Here is a 16,726-nt window from a genome sequence, read left to right on the forward strand (position 1 = left end):
ACTCGGCCTGGGGAGGGGCCTTCGTTCCGAGATCACTCCAGGGGATGGGAGAGATCTAGCGACAGACCTTGCATCTGTCACGGGCTATGAGACCAGACCGGGCATGGATAGTTCGTGAAGATTTCGGTTAAAAAACCGTAAGGTTTAAGGGGTATTCATTTTATTGTACTAACGAGTACTGAATTTATAACGCATGCACCCGAACAGGTAACTGCTGTAAGCGGCCGCCATTGCTCGGGCTTGGCGCCGCAGGGTCAATGTGCTTCGTCCCAATTGTCGCCAACGCCGCTATCGACCACCAATGGCACCGAGAGGGAGGCGGCTTCGGCCATCCGCCGGGTGACCTCCGGCAGCAGGACTTCAACGAAATCCTGTTCAGCCTCGAAGACCAGTTCATCGTGGACCTGGAGGATCATCAGCGCGCGTGAAGCGTGTCCTGCCAGCCAGGCGTCGACCGCGATCATCGCGCGCTTGATGATGTCGGCCGCCGTGCCCTGCATCGGCGCGTTGATCGCCGCCCGCTCCGCGCCTGCGCGCTGGCCTTGCGTGCCCTTGTTGATGTAGTCGAGATAGAGGCGGCGGCCGAACACGGTCTCCACATAGCCCTGCTCGCGCGCCTGCTGGCGGGTGCGTTCCATGTAATCGCGCACGCCGGGGTACCGGCTGAAGTACAGCGCGATGTAGTCCTGCGCTTCGCCGCGGCCAATGCCGAGTTGCCGCGCCAGCCCGAACGCGCTCATGCCGTACATCAGGCCGAAGTTGATCGCCTTGGCGGCGCGGCGTTCGTTGCCGCTCACTTCCTCGACCTTGCGCCCGAACACTTCCGCGGCAGTGGCCTTGTGCACGTCCAGGCCGGATTCGAAGGCGCGCACCAGGCCGGGGTCTTCGGACAGGTGGGCCATGATCCGCAACTCGATCTGCGAATAGTCGCAGGCCACGATCCTGCGACCGGGCGGGGCCACGAAGGCCTTGCGGATACGCCGGCCATCCTCGGTGCGGATCGGGATGTTCTGCAGGTTGGGGTCGGACGAGGACAGGCGGCCGGTGGCCGCGCCAGCCTGGTGATAGCTGGTATGCACGCGCCCGGTGTCGCGATTGACCATGTCCGGCAGCTTGTCGGTATAGGTGCTGCGCAGCTTGGCCAGGCCGCGGTATTCCAGGATCACCTTGGGGAGCTCATGCAGGTCGGCAATCGCCGCCAGTGCCTCCTCGTTGGTCGAAGGCTGGCCGGAAGGCGTCTTCACCATCACCGGCAGCTTCAATTCCTCGAACAGCAGGGCGCACAGCTGCTTGGGCGAATCCAGGTTGAAGGTGCGACCGGCCAGCTCGGTGGCCAATTGCTGGGCGACCAGCATGCGCTTGCCCAGATCGGCCGACTGGCGACGCAGCTCGTCGGCGTCGATCATCACGCCGTTGGCTTCGATGCGCTCCAGCACCGGCACCAACGGCATTTCGATCTCGCGGTACACGCGCTGCAACGCCGGCTCCTGTTGGAGCTTCGCCCGCAACGTGCGGTGCAGGCGCAGGGTGATGTCGGAATCCTCGGCGGCATAACGCGTGGCGTCATCCAGCGCGACCTGCGAGAACAGGATCTGCTTGGCACCCTTGCCCGCCACCTGCTCGTACTTGATGGTGTCGTAGCCCAGGTAGCGTTTGGCCAGGCTGTCCATGTCGTGGCGGCTGCTGCCGGAGTTGAGCACGAAGCTTTCCAGCATGGTGTCGTCGGCGTAGCCCGCCACCTCGATGCCGTGGCGACGCAGCACATGCAGGTCGTACTTGCCCTGCTGGCCCAACTTCTTTTTCGTCGCATCGGCGAACAGCGGCGCCAGCGCGGCCAGGGTGGCGCTACGCTCCAGCTGCGCCGGCGCGCCGGGGTATTCATGTGCCAGCGGAAGATAGACCGCCTTGTTGGCTTCCACCGCGAAGCTGAGGCCCACCAGGTTGGCCTGCATCGGGTCCAGGCTGTCGGTTTCGCTGTCGAATGCGAATTCATCGCTGTCCTGCAGCGAGACCAACAACGCCTGCAGCTGCTGCGTGGTCAGGATGGTTTCGTATTGGCCTGCAACTGAAAGCGCCGGATCGAGCGCATCGGTATCGGTTGCGACCGCGGAAACAAAACCGGTGCCGCGCGCGCGGCCGGGTTCCTTTTCGGCGATCGAAGCCCCGCCTGCCGGGCTGCCCGCGTCCAGGTCCTTCAGCGCCTGGTTCATGCCGTAACGCTGGTAAAGCTGGCGCAGCGTATCGGCATCCTGCGCGCGCAATCCCAGGCTTTGCGCGTTGCCTTCGAGTTCCACGTCCAGCTTGATGGTGACCAGCTCGCGGTTGAGCGGCAGCCGGTGCAACGCGGCGCGCAGGTTGTCGCCGATCTTGCCCTTGATGTCACCGGCGTGGGCGATCACGTTGTCCAGGCTGCCGTATTCGGCCAGCCACTTGGCCGCGGTCTTGGGCCCGCACTTCTCCACGCCGGGCACGTTGTCCACGGCATCGCCCATCAGCGCCAGCAGGTCGACGATCTGCTCCGGCCTGACCCCGAACTTGTCGAACACGGTTGCTTCCGAATCCATGCGGCTGCCGCTCATGGTGTTGACCAGCGCCAGGCCGGGCCGCACCAGCTGGGCGAAATCCTTGTCGCCGGTGGAAATGGTGACGTCTATGCCGTCGTTCACCGCCTGCAATGCGAGCGTGCCGATCACATCGTCGGCTTCGACGCCATCCACGCGCAGGATCGGCATGCCGAGGGCCTTGACGATCTCGCACATCGGCAGCACCTGCGCACGCAGGTCCTCGGGCATGGCCGAGCGATTGGCCTTGTACAGCGGGTAGAGCGCATCGCGGAAGGTCTTGCCCGGCGCGTCGACCACGAAGGCCAGGTACTCGGGGTTTTCCTTGAGCGTGGCGCGCAACATGTTGACCACGCCGAACAGCGCGCCGGTCGGCTCGCCCGCGGCATTGGTCAGCGGCGGCAGCGCGTGGAAAGCGCGATAGAGATAACTGGAACCGTCGATCAATACGAGTCTGGGCATGGTCCAATTCTAACCCCTGCCCTTTCACGCACGCGTGCCGGCGCGGCGCATAATCGCGGCCTGTCCCGTACTGCGAGGAACTGCCATGAAAACCCTTTGGATCGGGCCACTGCTGCTGCTCCTGGCGGGATGCGCGTCGATGGCCGCCCAGGGCGACCCGACCGCGGACCTGGCCGATGCACAGGTGGCCGTACGCACCGAGACCAACGGTGACGTGGTCGAGGAATACCGGGTCGCTGGCCAGTTGCGCATGGTCAAGGTCACCCCGTCGCGCGGCCCGGCCTATTACCTGATGGACGAGAATGGCGATGGCCGCCTGGACAAGAGCAAGGGCGAAGGCACGGTCTCGCCGGTCTACTGGAAGCTCTACGGCTGGTGACACGCTGGCGTGGACGGCGAACGGCCGTCCACGCAGTTGCGGCGCATCGCACGCTAGGGGTCGCGCGTCACTTCGTATTGTTCGATGTGCCGTTGCTGCAGGCGCGAAGCGTCGGCCGATGGCCTGACCAGCGCCGAAGGCGGTGCGTTTTCGTCCCAGGTGCAGGGGTTGTAGGTCGGGCCTCCGGTGGCGGTTGGCAGGGCGCGGGCCACCGTCGATGACAATTGCAGCGAATAGTCGGCGGCGGTGACGGTGATGCCCGAGGCATCGGTCTGGCACGCGCCGCCGCTTGCCTGGCGCCGACCGAAGGCCGTGGTGCCCCGCAGGTTGCGGAACCAGTCGGCGCGGAACGGCGGCTGCGCGCACGCCGCAGTGGGCAGCATCGGCGCCAATGCGGGCGCCTGCGCGGTGCTGTGGCAACTCATGCAGGCCGATGCGGGATTGTCGACCGGGCCGTTCAGGCGCCCCTCCACGCCCAGGTGCGCGCGCGCATACGCCGGTGCCGCCGGATTGATCCAGGATTCGGTGAGCGGCGCGCCAGCGGGATCGTTGCCCCACATTATCCCGACCGGCGCCATTTTCGTCCAGGGCGAAGCACCGGCCTGCGAGACGTCGTAGGCGTAAGTCGCGAAGTACCAGCCCGTGGGTCCGGCGCGCCTGTCCTTCACCGCGATATCGATCTGCATCAGTCGCACCGGCACCGGCACGCCCCCGGGATTGGGCAGTATCTCCACCCGCAACGAGCCGGCCAGCAGGTCCTGCGGGAACGCCGCCGACGGCGCGGCACTGTAAAGCAGCTTGAACACGAAGCTGCCCTCGGTGAACTTCATCCCGCTCGGCTGGGGCCGGTCGATGCCCGGCGTGGTCGTCTTCCACAGCCTCTGGAATACGCGTCCGCCGCGCGCATCGTAGTAGGCGACGGCGTAGTTCTGGAAAGCGGCGGTGTTGCCGCCGAGTTCGTTGACGCGCACGGTGCGCTCCAGGGTCATGCCGTGCGCGGCTTCGCGGGTGCCGGGCGCATTGGTGGCGCCATAGAACATGCGCGGCGCCGGATACCACTTCTGGTTTCGCTGGGCGGTGGTCACGCTGCCGCCGAGCGGATCGCGGTAGTCGTCATCGGCCAACAGTTGCGGGGTCAGTGCGCGCGCCACCGCACTGCTCATGGCGTAGTTGCGCAACGCCAGCGCGTAGCCAAGCCTTTGAGCAGGATCGCGCGGATTGAACGACAGCCACGGCCGCGATCCGCCAGGCACGCCCGTTGCGGCCTGCTCCAGCAGGCTGGGCTGGAACCAGGGACCCGGATACGCAGCGGGCAGCGTGGTCCTGGGCACGATGAAATCGGCGAACCTGCCGCGACACTGCGCCACGTAATTGCCTGTTGCGGCAGGCCGGCCGGCAGCAGTGACGGCCAGGCAACGCGCGCCTGGCGCGCATCCGCTGGCGGCCGGCAACAAGGCGGTCGCCAATGCGGAGCGCGGCGCCTCTCCGTCCGCCGATGCCGGCGGTGCGGAACGTATGTGTGCCTGTTGCGTGCACGTGGCCAGTGCCAGGGGTGCCAACAGGGCACAGGTCAATCGAGTGAGTGGCCAGCGCGCGCGTGGATTGTTCAACGGGGCAACCTCCATGGGATGGCCGTGCTTGCACGCGCACGGCGCTGCGTCGGCGTCCTGCGCCGCGACGTCCCCTCACGCCGTCACGTCTCACCCAACGCAGCGGCGCGCCGTGGCAGGACACCTGCAGCCACTGGCCCCAATTCACGCGTCGTCGCGTTGACTGCTATGCAAGTCCGAAAAATTCTTCTGCGTGCAAGCGCCGCATCGAACGATTTCCCCCCGCGAGATCCGCCCATGGTTCTGCCTGTCCGTTGCCTCTGCCTTGCCCTGTCCGTGTGCCTCTACGCCCCGTTGCCATCGCTGGCGCAGGACGCGCCGCGTGAGCAGCGCATCAGTACCGGCGAGCTGCGCGACCAGGTGCGCCGGCGCCCGCAAGGCGTGGTGGTGCCAGTGGAAATCACCAAGCAGGGCGACCGCGTGGTGCTGCAGACGGCCGATTCGGCGGTCACCGTATCCAACGCCGGCGCAGTGGCGCAGCAGGTGCGGCAGGTGCCCATCCAGGCGGCAGTCGGCGCAGGCCCCGGCGATTCGGTGGAACTGAAGGACGTGCAGCTGCAGGCCACCAAGCGCTGGAACGACCTGGCCCCGGCGCGGCGCGCGAAGTATCGGCGGGTCGATGCGGCGCAGCGACGCATGAGCACCATCGCCGAAACCGCGCTGGGCGCCAACGCGACCGAAGCCGACCTGCGCCAGCTCAAGCGCAGCGCCGAAGACACCGAGCGGCAACTCGTGCAGGCCTACAAGACGCTGGGCGCCAACCAGCGCAGCGAACAGCGCGAACTGGTGGAGCAGCACGCCGAACTGCGCCGGCTCAACAAGTCGCTGTATGGGCTGGACCAAGACGACCGTTATCCGCCGCAGACCTACCAGCGCATCTACGCCAATTCGCGTGGCGCCTTCGCCTTGCGCGCGCGCGCCGAGGAGAAGCCGCGCTGCAGCGCCGTGCTGATCGGCGAGAAACTCGCGCTCACCAACAACCACTGCATCCTGGAAGAGACACCGGAGGAGTTCGAGGCGGTGTTCGACTACGAGGACGACCTGGATGGAAACCACCTGGCAAGACAGGTATTCCCGGTCACTGCGATCCGCTTGAGCGACGAGGACGAACGCGGCAACCTGGATTTCGTCCTGCTTGAACTGGGCACCAATGCAGAGGGCGTGGCGCCAGGCAACGCCTATCCGGTGCAGTGCCTGTCGCTGACCCAGGTCAAGCGCGATGATCCGCTGTACGTGATCGGCTATCCCCTGGGCGAGCCGCGCACCGTGCATGACAACAGTTTCGTGTACTTCCCGTTCCGGGTCACGCCGGACGAATACATCGCCATGAAACTGCTGGTCAGTGCCGAATTCGATTCCATCGAGGCCGAGGACCTGTCCTATCGCGAAGGCAAGCTGAAGGAATTCGTCGACAGCTACCAGTTGCGCGAAGGCGATGGCGCCCCCTATTACGAATACATCAGCGTGCGCTTCGCCCACCAGCCCACCATTGGCGCCGACAGCGATACCTATCACGGCAATTCCGGCTCGCCGGTCTATCACCGCCGTTCCCACGCCGTGATCGGACTGCTGTTCGACGGCCAGGAAGACCTGTCCGAACCCTGGGCCGCCGGCTGGCGCGCGCATGAAGCGGTGTTGCCGATCACCAAGGTGGTCGAGCGCCTGGACCTGGCCGCGCCGGCCTGGCGCAGCGATCCGCGCGTCTGCGTACTGCCTGCCCATTCCTGAGGATTGAACATGCGCTGTCTGTTTCTGTTGCCGTTGCTGTTGCTGGGCGTTGTGGCCTGCAAGCCCGACAAGCCACCCGTGGCGACGCCACCGGTCACTGCACCCGTTGCCAGCGTGCCGGTGCCGCCGGCGGCCTACACGCAGGGCTATGTGGTCGAACTGGCACCCACGCAGACGCCGGCCGAGCTGCGCGCGGCGGCCGAGGCCGTGTTCGCCAAGGTGGTCAGCGTCGAACCGCTGTTCCCGGACGTGCAACCCGGCGACGACCCCGAAGGGCTTTCGCGCATCCATCGCGTGCGCGTCGCCGATGCACCCCAGGGCACGCCCTGGGACGGCGCCAATGCGCTGCGCGAGCGCGGCGGTTTCCTGCGCGTGGAGCCGGACAGCGAAGACACCCTGACCGAGGCGCAGAAGCGCGCGGCAGTCACCGCCTGCCTGGGCGATACCGGCGTGGCCGCACCGGCCAATCCGGCCTGGTCACTGGATGCGAACCACATGGCCGTGGAAGCGGCACGCAAGCTGGCACTGCCGCCGGGTGGCAAGGCGCTGGGCGAAGGCGTGCGCATCTGCCATCCCGACAGCGGCTACACCGACCACGTCGACCTGGACTCCGGGCGCATCGACCGGCGCTCCACCCTCAACCTGATGGAAGGCGGCACCGACGCGCATGACCCGCTGGGCTATTCCGGCAATCCCGGCCACGGCACCAAGACCGGTAGCGTGCTGGTCAGCGACGGCGGCTTCGATGCCAGCGGCAACACCACCGCACCGGGTCGCATCGACGGACTGGCGCCCAGGGCCACGCTGGTGCCGATCCGCACGTTCAACAGCGTGATCCGGGTGCTGGATTCCAACACCGCGCGCGCCGTGCGCCACGCGACCACCGCGCAGTGCGACGTGATCTCGATGAGCCTGGGCGGGCGCGCGTTCTTCGGCCTGGAGCGCGCGATCAACGATGCCGTGCGCCGCGACATCATCGTGGTCAATGCCGCCGGCAACTGCATCGGCATGGTGGTCGCGCCGGCCAGCTACGACAACGCCATCGCGGTGGCGGCCACCAATGTCGACAACAAGCCGTGGAAGGGTTCGTCGAAGGGTCGCGCGGTGGACATTTCCGCGCCCGGCGAGGACGTCTACGTCGCCGACGCCGTCGCCGGCGCGACCGGCATCGAGTCCAGTCCCGGCAACGGCACTTCGTTCGCCACCGCCGCGGTGGCCGGCGCGGCAGCCAGCTGGATCGCGTTCCATGGTCGCGCGCGGATCAAGGCCGCGCAGGGCAGCCTGACCCGGCGCGACCTCTTTGTGAAGGCGATGCAGGCCAGCGCACGGGTGCCTGCCGGCTGGGACGCGGGACGCTACGGCACCGGCATCCTCAACCTGGAAAAACTGCTGCGCCAGCCATTGGGGGCCGCGCGCACCCAGCTGCGGGCGCCACCCCGGGACGACACCGTCAACCTGATGGCGCGCACCCTGGATCGCGATCCGGCGGAAGTGCGCGCGGGGCTGCAGCGGCTGCTGGGCCAGCCCGCCGACCTGGATGCGGAACTGGAACGGTTCGGCCCCGAATTGATGGACCTGGCGATGCGCGACCCGGAGGGTTTCCAGCGCACGCTGCAAGCGCCGTCCCCGGGCGCCCTGCAGGCACCGGACACCGTCAAGCCCCGGGCGTCGCGCGCCCTGGCCACGCGCATGGCAGGCACGCCGTGAGCATTGCCCACGCTGGGCGTGCGCTGCTGCTGGCATGCCTGTGCAGTGCCTGCAGTGCACCCACGCCGCCGCCGCAGGAGGCGACCGGCGCGCCATCACCATCCGCAGCACCCTTGCCATCGCCATCGCCGCCGGCCAGCGCGCCGGCGGTTGCCGAGACTGCACCACCGGCCGCGCCCCCTGCCGCCGTGATCGAGAACCCGGTGGTGGAAGCTCCGCCAGTCGCCACCGCGCCCGCGCCGGCGCCTGCGCCGGTGAAGAAGCCCCGCCCCCTCACTGCAGTCAGGGAGCCCGCTCCCAGGCCGCCGTCCGTTGCGGCTGCGCCGGTGCCGGTGCCGGACGCGGCGCCGGTCCACGCCACGGTCACCACGCTGTCCCGCGGCAAGGGCGTGCCACCGGAAACACGCGAGGTGCTGAAGCGCATCCGTGCCTTGCTGGAGGAACGCAAGGCAAGCGCCTCGGTCACCGCGCTCGAGGTCCAGCGCATCGGCCTGGAAGGCGAGTCCAGGTTGTGCATCGAATTCCGCAGTGCCGCCGACGCCCAGTCCGCGCTGGCCGAGATGCGCCGCCTCGCGACAGGCAGCGACCTGCTCGAGATCGCCGAAACCCCCTGCCCCTACCGCAAGGAACCGACCCCATGAATGCAAACCACCGAACGATCGATGTCTCGCTGCTGAGCCTGGCCCTGGCGTTGGCGCTGGCCGGCTGCAGGAAGGACGAACCTGTCGTCACCCCGCCGGCGGTGCCGGCCGCCGAGCCGGCTGCCACGCCCGTCGTCACCGACCTCAAGCCCGCCAGCGGCGCCGTGGAACCCACCGACGCCAATATCGCCGCGGCCCAGCAGTCCATCAAGGAAGCCGCCGATGCCGCGCGCAGGAAATGGCTGGGCAAGACCTTCGAGGAATTCGAAGCCAGCGTGTACAAGGAGCCGGGCGAAGGCGGCAAGTACATCGTCAACGGCGACATCGCCATTCCCGACCGCAAGCTGCTGCGCGAATTTTTCGAAAAGATGCAGCAGGAAGCCGATGGCGTAGCCCACGGCAAGCTGACCGTGGCCAGGGCGCTGACCGCGGCCACCACCACCAACGGTGGCGTGGACATCTGGACCAGCGCGAAGAAGAAGCAGCTGGCCTATTGCGTCAGCGATGCCTTCGGCCCGCACAAGGCCGCCGTCGTGGCCGACATGCAGGCGGCGACCGGGGCCTGGGAGCAGGCCGCCGACGTCGACTTCATCCATGTCGCCGGCCAGGACGGCAACTGCACCGCCGGCAACCAGAGCGTGGTCTTCGACGTGCGGCCGGTGGACGTGGACGGCGAATACCTGGCGCGCGCGTTCTTCCCCAGCGACCAGCGCGCCGATCGCAACGTGCTGATCGACAACACCTCGTTCGACCTGACGCCTGGCGAGCCGCTGCAACTGGTCGGCATCCTGCGCCACGAACTGGGCCATGCGCTGGGCCTGCGCCACGAACACACGCGGCCGGAGGCCGGCATGTGCTTCGAGGATGCCAACGTCATCACCGTCACCGCCTACGACAAGTTCTCGGTCATGCACTACCCGCAATGCAACGGCGGCGGCGACTGGTCACTGGTGCTGACCGGCCTGGACAAGGCCGGTTCGGCCTGCCTGTACGGCAAGGGCAGCAACAATCCGGAGAACCTCAGCCAGTGCACCTACCACGCACCATCCGCGCCGGCGACCGGCACCGCCAGCAGCCAGACCTTCGACAACCAGTCGGTGGCCAAGGATGCGAAGAAGCAGTACGGGCCGTTCACGGTGAAGCCCGGCACGCTGGCGCAGGTGAAGATGACGGCGGTGGGCGCCAACCCGGGCGATCCGGATCTGTACGTGCGCTACACCGGCCAGCCCGATACCGCACGCTGGAATTGCCGGCCGTACCTGAGCCATGCCAACGAGACCTGCGAACTGGAAGTGCCGACCAACCGCAGCAAGATCTACGTCATGGTGCGTGGCTACGCGGCCGGCAATTTCAAGCTGGAGGTGAGTTACGTAAAACCCGATTGAGAGTCTGTGATCGAAGCTGGCGCCATACCGTCACAGGCCGCGCCAGCCCAGGCCCTCGTCGCGGCGGTAGTAGACGGCCACGGCCCGCCCATACAGCGCCGTGGCGGGCACCAGCCCGAAGAATCGCCCGTCATGGCTGTTGCCGCGCGCATCGCCCAGCATCAGCACCTGGCCGGCGGGCACGGTCAACCCATGGATGTCGGGCCCGCCGCCATGGCTGAGGTTGAGCGTGGCGCGATGGCTGAGGAAGAGCTCGGTATCGCTGTCGGCCACGGTCGCCATCGGCGCGCCGTTGAGGCTGAGCCTGCCGTCTTCCAGCTCCACTTCATCGCCAGCCACCGCCGCCACGCGCTTGATCAGGCGGGTGCCGTCCTCCGGCGAGTCGAATACGGCGATGTCGCCGCGCTGCGGGGCGCCGGTTTCCACCAGCGTGATGTCGGTGAACGGCAGGCGGATGCCGTAGGCGCGCATGTCGACGGCGACGCGATCGCCGACTTCCAGCGTGTGTTCCATCGATCCCGACGGCACCGAGTAATGGTTGGCCAGCGAATCGCGCGCGGCGGCCAGCAGGAGCAGCATGGCCACGATCTGCGGCAGTTCCCGGCGCAGCCAGTGCTTGCCGCTGGCGGCTGGTGTGGGCGGGATTTCATGCGGCATCGCCTTGCTCCGGTTCACGTCCGAAGGCAGTAGTCCACGAAAGCCGGGCCGTGCGCATATGCCAGGCGTCACCGGGACTTGCGGCGGAGGGCGGGTCTTGACCCGCCATTGCCATCTTGCCGCTGCCGATGGCAACCAGCGAAATGAGCGTGTGCCACTACAAATGCATGCTGTTCAATCGCAATCGCAGTGGCAATGGCGGGCCGGGGCCCGCCCTATGTCATACGACCTGCAGGTTGGCGTAGGCCAGCACCAGCCACTTGCTGCCTTCGTCGTCGAAGTTCACCTGCACGCGCGCATGCGCGCCGGTGCCTTCGTAGTCGGTGACCACGCCGGAACCGAACTTGGCATGCACCACGTTGGCGCCCATCTTCAGCGGTGGCGCCTCGATGCTGGCGTGGCCGGCATTGCGCGACGGGCCGCCGGAATAACTGCGCGATACCTGCACCTTGGGCCGCACCTCGTGCAGCAGGTGCGGCGGGATCTCGCGCAGGAAGCGCGAGGGAATGCCGTACATGTCCTGGCCGTGGATGCGCCGGGTCTCGGCATAACTGAGCACCAGCTTCTGCCGCGCGCGGGTGATGCCCACGTAGGCCAGCCGGCGTTCCTCCTCCAGGCGTCCGCTCTCGTCCAGCGACTTGCTGCTGGGGAACAGGCCTTCCTCCAGGCCGCCCAGGAACACGACCGGGAATTCCAGGCCCTTGGCCGAATGCAGCGTCATCAGCTGCACGCCGTCCTCGTCGGCCTGGGCCTGGCCTTCGCCGGCTTCCAGCGAGGCGTAGGACAGGAAGGCGACCAGGTCGCTCATGCCGGCGATCTCTTCCTCGTCGCGGCGCTCGAAGCGCGAGGCCACCGACACCAGTTCGTCGAGGTTCTCGGTGCGCGAATCGAGCTGGCCACGGCTCTCGTTGAGGTAGAACTCGCGCAGGCCCGAGCGCATCAGCACGTGGTCGATCTTGTCCTTGAGCTCCAGCTCGGCCACTTCCACCGACAACGCCTCGACCAGGGTGATGAAACCGCCCAGTGCATTGCGCGCGCGGCCCGCCAGCTCGTTGCCGATGGACAGCTCGCGCGCCGATTCGAACAGCGACTGCGACTGCGAACGCGCGCGCTTGCGCACTTCGTCCAGGGTGCGATCGCCGATGCCGCGCGCCGGCGTGTTGACGGCGCGTTCGAAGGCCGCGTCATCACTGCGGTTGCCGACCATGCGCAGGTAGGCCAGGGTGTCCTTGATTTCGGCGCGCTCGAAGAAGCGCATGCCGCCGTACACGCGGAACGGCACGCGCGGCTCGGCCTGCAACCGCTCTTCGAACGCGCGTGACTGGGCGTTGCTGCGGTAGAGGATGGCGCAGTCGCCGTAGCTGCCGCCGTCGCGCACCCACTGGCGGATGCGTTCGACCACGAAGCCGGCTTCGTCGACCTCGTTGTAGCCGGCATACAGGTCAATGGGCTCGCCTTCGCCGGTATCGGTCCACAACTGCTTGCCGATGCGGTCGGGATTGTGCGCGATGACCGCGTTGGCCGCGCCCAGGATATTGGCGCTGGAGCGGTAGTTCTGCTCCAGGCGGATGGTCCGGGCGCTGTCGAAGTCCTTGAGGAAACGCTGCACGTTCTCGACCTTGGCGCCGCGCCAGCCATAGATGGCCTGGTCGTCGTCGCCGACCACGAACACGTGTCCCGTGTCGCCGGCCAGCAGGCGCACGAAGCCGTACTGCACCGCGTTGGTGTCCTGGAATTCGTCGACCAGGATTTCGCGGAAACGCGAGCGGTAATGGTTGAGCAACGCCGGGGTGTCGCGCAGCAGCTCGTGCGCGCGCAGCAGCAGTTCGGCGAAATCGACCAGGCCGGCACGGTCGCAGCGTTCCTGGTACAGCGCATAGGCGCGGCGCAGCGTGTCGGTCCACTGGTCGTCGCCGGGCTGGATGTGTTCGGCGCGCCGGCCTTCGTCCTTCTGCGCGTTGATCCACCAGGCGATCTGCCGCGGCGGGAAACGCGCGTCGTCCAGTTCCAGCTGCTGCACCACGCGCTTGACCAGCCGCAACTGGTCGTCCGAATCCAGCACCTGGAAGCTTTCCGGCAGCTTCGCGTCCTGCCAGTGCAGGCGCAGCAGGCGATGGGCCAGTCCGTGGAAGGTGCCGATCCACATGCCGCGGTTGCCCGGGCCCGATCCGGACTGGCCCAGTTGCGCGGCCGCGCGATGGCGCATCTCGTCGGCGGCCTTGTTGGTGAAGGTGACCGCCAGGATGCCGTGCACCGGCACGCCATGCACCTCGTGCAGCCAGGCGATGCGATGGGTCAGCACGCGGGTCTTGCCCGAGCCGGCGCCCGCAAGCACGAGGTAGTGACCGGGCGCGGCGGAGACCGCTTCGCGCTGCGCCGGGTTCAGGTCATCGAGTAGGTGAGAGACATCCACTACGTGAGTTTAGTGCGCAGCGGCCTTGACCTTGTGATTGTCGTTCTGCATGAGCTTGTCGGTATAGGCGATACCGATGGCCGAGAGGATGAACACCGTATGGATGATCGTCTGCCAGAGGACGCCGATTTGCGTGGCCGTCGTGCAGGTCTTGACCTTCGAGGCTGCGCTCCTGGCGATGTCGGCCGCAGCGAAGGCATCGGCCGTTCCGCAAAAAGGAAGTTCGCCCAACCCGCCCACTTCGATGAAGGTCTTGAGCAGGTGGATAGAGGAGATGCCGATGATGGCCATCGCCAGCTTGACCTTCAGGACCGAAGCATTGACGTGACTCAGCCATTCAGGCTGGTCCGGGTGGTTCTCCAGGCGCAAACGCGAGACGAAGGTCTCGTAGCCACCTACGATCACCATCATCAGCAGGTTGGAAATCATCACCACGTCGATCAGGCCCAGCACCAGCAACATGATGTCCTGCTCGCTCAGGCTGGTGGCGCCATGCACCAGGTGCCACAGCTCCTTGATGAACAGCACGACATAGACGCCTTGGGCCACGATCAGGCCGAGGTAAAGCGGCAGCTGCAGCCAGCGCGAGCTGAAGATCAGGGCCGGCAGGGGGCCAAGGCGGGCGGGTCGGTCGGGCTGCATGGGATCGGAATGCTGCGTTGCGGGAATCGGGCAGGTTACCGGCCCATGGTGACGCTGCCAAGCACGACGGCGGGGCTACACTCGGTTTCCCCCGCCCTGCAACGAGCTCAGCATGATCGACCTGCACTACTGGCCCACCCCCAACGGCCACAAGATCACCCTGCTGCTGGAAGAACTGGTCGACGCCGGCCATGCGCTGGAATACGCGATCAAGCCGGTGAACATCGGCGCCGGCGACCAGTTCAAGCCCGACTACCTGGCCATTTCGCCCAACAACAAGATGCCGGCGATCGTGGACCACGCACCTGCCGACGGCGGCGCGCCGGTGAGCGTGTTCGAATCCGGCGCGATCCTGCAGTACCTGGCCGAAAAGACCGGCCTGTTCCTGCCGCAGGACCTGCGCGGACGCATGGCCACCCTGGAATGGCTGTACTGGCAGATGGGAGGACTGGGTCCGATGAGCGGGCAGATGGGTCACTTCAATGTCTACGCACCCGAGCCCATCGCCTATGCCATCGAACGCTACGGCAACGAGGTGGCGCGCCTGCACGGGGTCATGGACCAGCGGCTTGCACGCAACGAGTTCCTGGCCGGGGACGACTACAGCATCGCCGACATGGCCAGCTATCCGTGGATCGGTGCCTACGACGCACTGCCCGCCGATTTCGCCCGCTTCCCGCACCTGCGGCGCTGGCATGACGCCATCGCCTCACGCCCGGCCACCGCGCGTGCCTATGCGTGGAAGCACAAGGTGAACCCGCAGGCCGGGCAGCCGTTGAGCGAGGAGGAACGCAGGCATCTGTTCGGGCAAGGCCCACAGCAGAAATAATGTTCGTCATCCTGGCGCAGATGGGGTTCGAACTCCTGGGAACCGCGCATCCGCAACCCACGCAAAAAGCACAGGGCACGCCCTCTCCCCTTGTGGGGGAGGGTGCCGAAGGCGGGAGAGGGGAAGGCCGGAGCCAGTAACCCATCCAGTCAAACGGATTTTTCGAATGCAGCATTGCTGCAATGAGTTCCGCACTCGAGACGTCGGAACAGCGGATTTAATGCAGGCTCCGGCCTTCCCCTCTCCCGGCCTGTCGGCCACCCTCTCCCGCAAGGGGAGAGGGGCGCAAACCAGACAAGCTTCCGCATAATCAAACGAGATGACCTGATGCGATTCCTGCTGGCCACCCTGATGATGATTTCAAGCACCGTCCACGCTGCTCACGCGCCGGCTATTGCGGGCACCGACACCTCGCGCAACACGCTCGATCCCATCGCCGAGGCCTACGTCCACCTCAGCCTGGAGATCGGCGAGCACGAACCCGGTTATATCGACGCCTACTACGGGCCGCAGGAGTGGGCGCGCCAGGCCAGGCAATCCCCGCGCGCCTTGGCTGAGTTGCGCACTGCCGCCGAGGCGCTGCTGAAACAGGTCTCGGCGGTCGACGAGGCGGGACTCGATCCGCTGGAAGTGCGCCGCAAGCGCCTGCTCGCCGCCCAGCTGGTCGCGGCGCGCACGCGCATGGCCATGCTCGCGGGCGAAGCGCTGCCGTTCGAGCAGGAAGCCGAAGGCCTGTATGCACTGCGCCCGGTCCTGAAACCGCGCACCGCCTACGACCCGGCGCTGCAGCGCCTGGAAGCGCAGTTCCCCGGCACCGGTCCGCTGTGGCAACGCGTCGATGCCTTCGCCAGCACCACGGCCATTCCGGCCGACCGGCTGCAGGCGGTCATGCATGCGTCGATCGAGGAGTGCAAGCGGCGCACGCTGGCGCATATCGCGTTGCCGAAGGACGAAAAGTTCAGCCTGGAACTGGTCACCGGCCAGCCCTGGTCCGGCTACAACTGGTACAAGGGCGATGCCACCAGCCTGATCCAGATCAACACCGACCTGCCGGTACTGATGAGCCGTGCCGTCGACCTGGGCTGCCACGAAGGCTATCCCGGCCACCATGTGCTGAACCTGCTGCTCGAGCAGCGCCTGTCGAAGCAGCGCGGCTGGATCGAGTTCACCGTGTATCCGCTGTACAGCCCGATGTCGCTGATCGCCGAGGGCTCGGCCAACTTCGGCATTGAACTGGCCTTTCCCGGCAACGAAAAGGAAACCTTCGAACGCGACGTACTGTATCCACTGGCCGGGCTGGATCCGGCGCTGGCCGCGCGCGACGCGCGCCTGCAGCAGGCGCGCAGCGAACTGGCCGGCGCGCGCCTGACCATCGCCCGCGACTACCTGGACCACCGCATCGACCGCGCCGAGGCCGTGCGCCTGGCGCAGCACTACCAGTTGCTGTCACCGCAACGCGCCGAGCAGTCGATCGCCTTCACCGACAAATACCGCAGCTACGTCATCAACTACGGACTCGGCCAGGAACTGGTGCGCGCGCATGTCGACGCCGCCGGCGCCACCGCACCGGCGCGCTGGGCGGCCATGGAACGGATCCTTTCCGAGCCCACGCTGCCTTCCGACCTCATGCCCGGGCCAAGCGGCCGCTAACCGCGGCGAAGGCCCTGCGTCTGCCCGGCGTGACCTACGGCGCATTGCCCGCGGATTGACGA

At 67.0% G+C, this 16,726-nt stretch carries 12 protein-coding genes; 7 read left to right on the forward strand and 5 right to left on the reverse strand.

The features are described from left to right. Window positions 1-254: 254 nt before the first annotated feature. Entirely contained in the window at window positions 255-3,023 is a 2,769-nt protein-coding gene (gene polA / locus DT603_RS10970; protein WP_162349938.1) for a DNA polymerase I, read from the reverse strand. A gap of 85 nt (window positions 3,024-3,108) precedes the next feature. Here polA and DT603_RS10975 point away from each other — a divergent pair, with 85 nt between their 5' ends. Next, entirely contained in the window at window positions 3,109-3,402 is a 294-nt protein-coding gene (locus tag DT603_RS10975; RefSeq protein WP_162349939.1) for a DUF2782 domain-containing protein, read from the forward strand. Window positions 3,403-3,455: 53 nt separating this feature from the next. Here DT603_RS10975 and DT603_RS10980 read toward each other — a convergent pair whose 3' ends face one another. Then, window positions 3,456-4,769, reverse strand: coding sequence for a hypothetical protein (locus tag DT603_RS10980; protein WP_162349940.1), 1,314 nt, complete (start codon window positions 4,767-4,769; stop codon window positions 3,456-3,458). Between the two features lie 519 nt (window positions 4,770-5,288). Here DT603_RS10980 and DT603_RS10985 point away from each other — a divergent pair. Genes DT603_RS10985 through DT603_RS11000 form a run of 4 tightly spaced genes read left to right on the forward strand, consistent with a single transcriptional unit; the run spans window position 5,289 to window position 10,473 of the window. Beyond that, window positions 5,289-6,740: a trypsin-like peptidase domain-containing protein gene (locus DT603_RS10985; protein WP_162349941.1), complete on the forward strand. Its 1,452-nt coding sequence runs from the start codon at window positions 5,289-5,291 to the stop codon at window positions 6,738-6,740. 9 nt (window positions 6,741-6,749) lie between these two features. Further along, complete coding sequence (locus DT603_RS10990) at window positions 6,750-8,447, forward strand: S8 family peptidase (protein WP_162349942.1); 1,698 nt, start codon at window positions 6,750-6,752, stop codon at window positions 8,445-8,447. Beyond that, window positions 8,444-9,088: a hypothetical protein gene (locus DT603_RS10995; RefSeq protein WP_162349943.1), complete on the forward strand. Its 645-nt coding sequence runs from the start codon at window positions 8,444-8,446 to the stop codon at window positions 9,086-9,088. The genes DT603_RS10990 and DT603_RS10995 overlap by 4 nt, the downstream gene beginning before the upstream one ends. Further along, complete coding sequence (locus DT603_RS11000) at window positions 9,085-10,473, forward strand: matrixin family metalloprotease (protein WP_162349944.1); 1,389 nt, start codon at window positions 9,085-9,087, stop codon at window positions 10,471-10,473. The genes DT603_RS10995 and DT603_RS11000 overlap by 4 nt, the downstream gene beginning before the upstream one ends. 30 nt (window positions 10,474-10,503) lie before the next feature. Here DT603_RS11000 and lepB read toward each other — a convergent pair whose 3' ends face one another. The 3 genes from lepB to DT603_RS11015 form a co-directional block, all read right to left on the reverse strand. Continuing rightward, complete coding sequence (gene lepB / locus DT603_RS11005; protein WP_162349945.1) at window positions 10,504-11,130, reverse strand: signal peptidase I; 627 nt, start codon at window positions 11,128-11,130, stop codon at window positions 10,504-10,506. A 220-nt stretch (window positions 11,131-11,350) separates the two neighbouring features. After that, window positions 11,351-13,543: a DNA helicase II gene (gene uvrD / locus DT603_RS11010; protein WP_162349946.1), complete on the reverse strand. Its 2,193-nt coding sequence runs from the start codon at window positions 13,541-13,543 to the stop codon at window positions 11,351-11,353. 9 nt (window positions 13,544-13,552) lie between these two features. Further along, window positions 13,553-14,185: a TIGR00645 family protein gene (locus tag DT603_RS11015; protein WP_162349947.1), complete on the reverse strand. Its 633-nt coding sequence runs from the start codon at window positions 14,183-14,185 to the stop codon at window positions 13,553-13,555. A gap of 112 nt (window positions 14,186-14,297) precedes the next feature. Here DT603_RS11015 and DT603_RS11020 point away from each other — a divergent pair, with 112 nt between their 5' ends. Together DT603_RS11020 and DT603_RS11025 are read left to right on the forward strand one after the other, a co-directional pair. Then, on the forward strand, window positions 14,298-15,014 hold the full coding sequence (locus tag DT603_RS11020) for a glutathione binding-like protein (RefSeq protein ID WP_162349948.1): 717 nt from the start codon (window positions 14,298-14,300) through the stop codon (window positions 15,012-15,014). Between the two features lie 327 nt (window positions 15,015-15,341). Then, window positions 15,342-16,664 carry a hypothetical protein gene (locus DT603_RS11025; RefSeq protein WP_211368402.1) on the forward strand — a complete coding sequence of 441 codons (1,323 nt, stop codon included), beginning with the start codon at window positions 15,342-15,344 and terminating at the stop codon, window positions 16,662-16,664. The last annotated feature ends 62 nt before the right edge of the window (window positions 16,665-16,726 follow it).

The sequence above is a fragment of the Pseudoxanthomonas gei genome (genome assembly GCF_010119615.1).
In the GTDB taxonomy this organism is placed as follows: domain Bacteria; phylum Pseudomonadota; class Gammaproteobacteria; order Xanthomonadales; family Xanthomonadaceae; genus Pseudoxanthomonas_A; species Pseudoxanthomonas_A gei.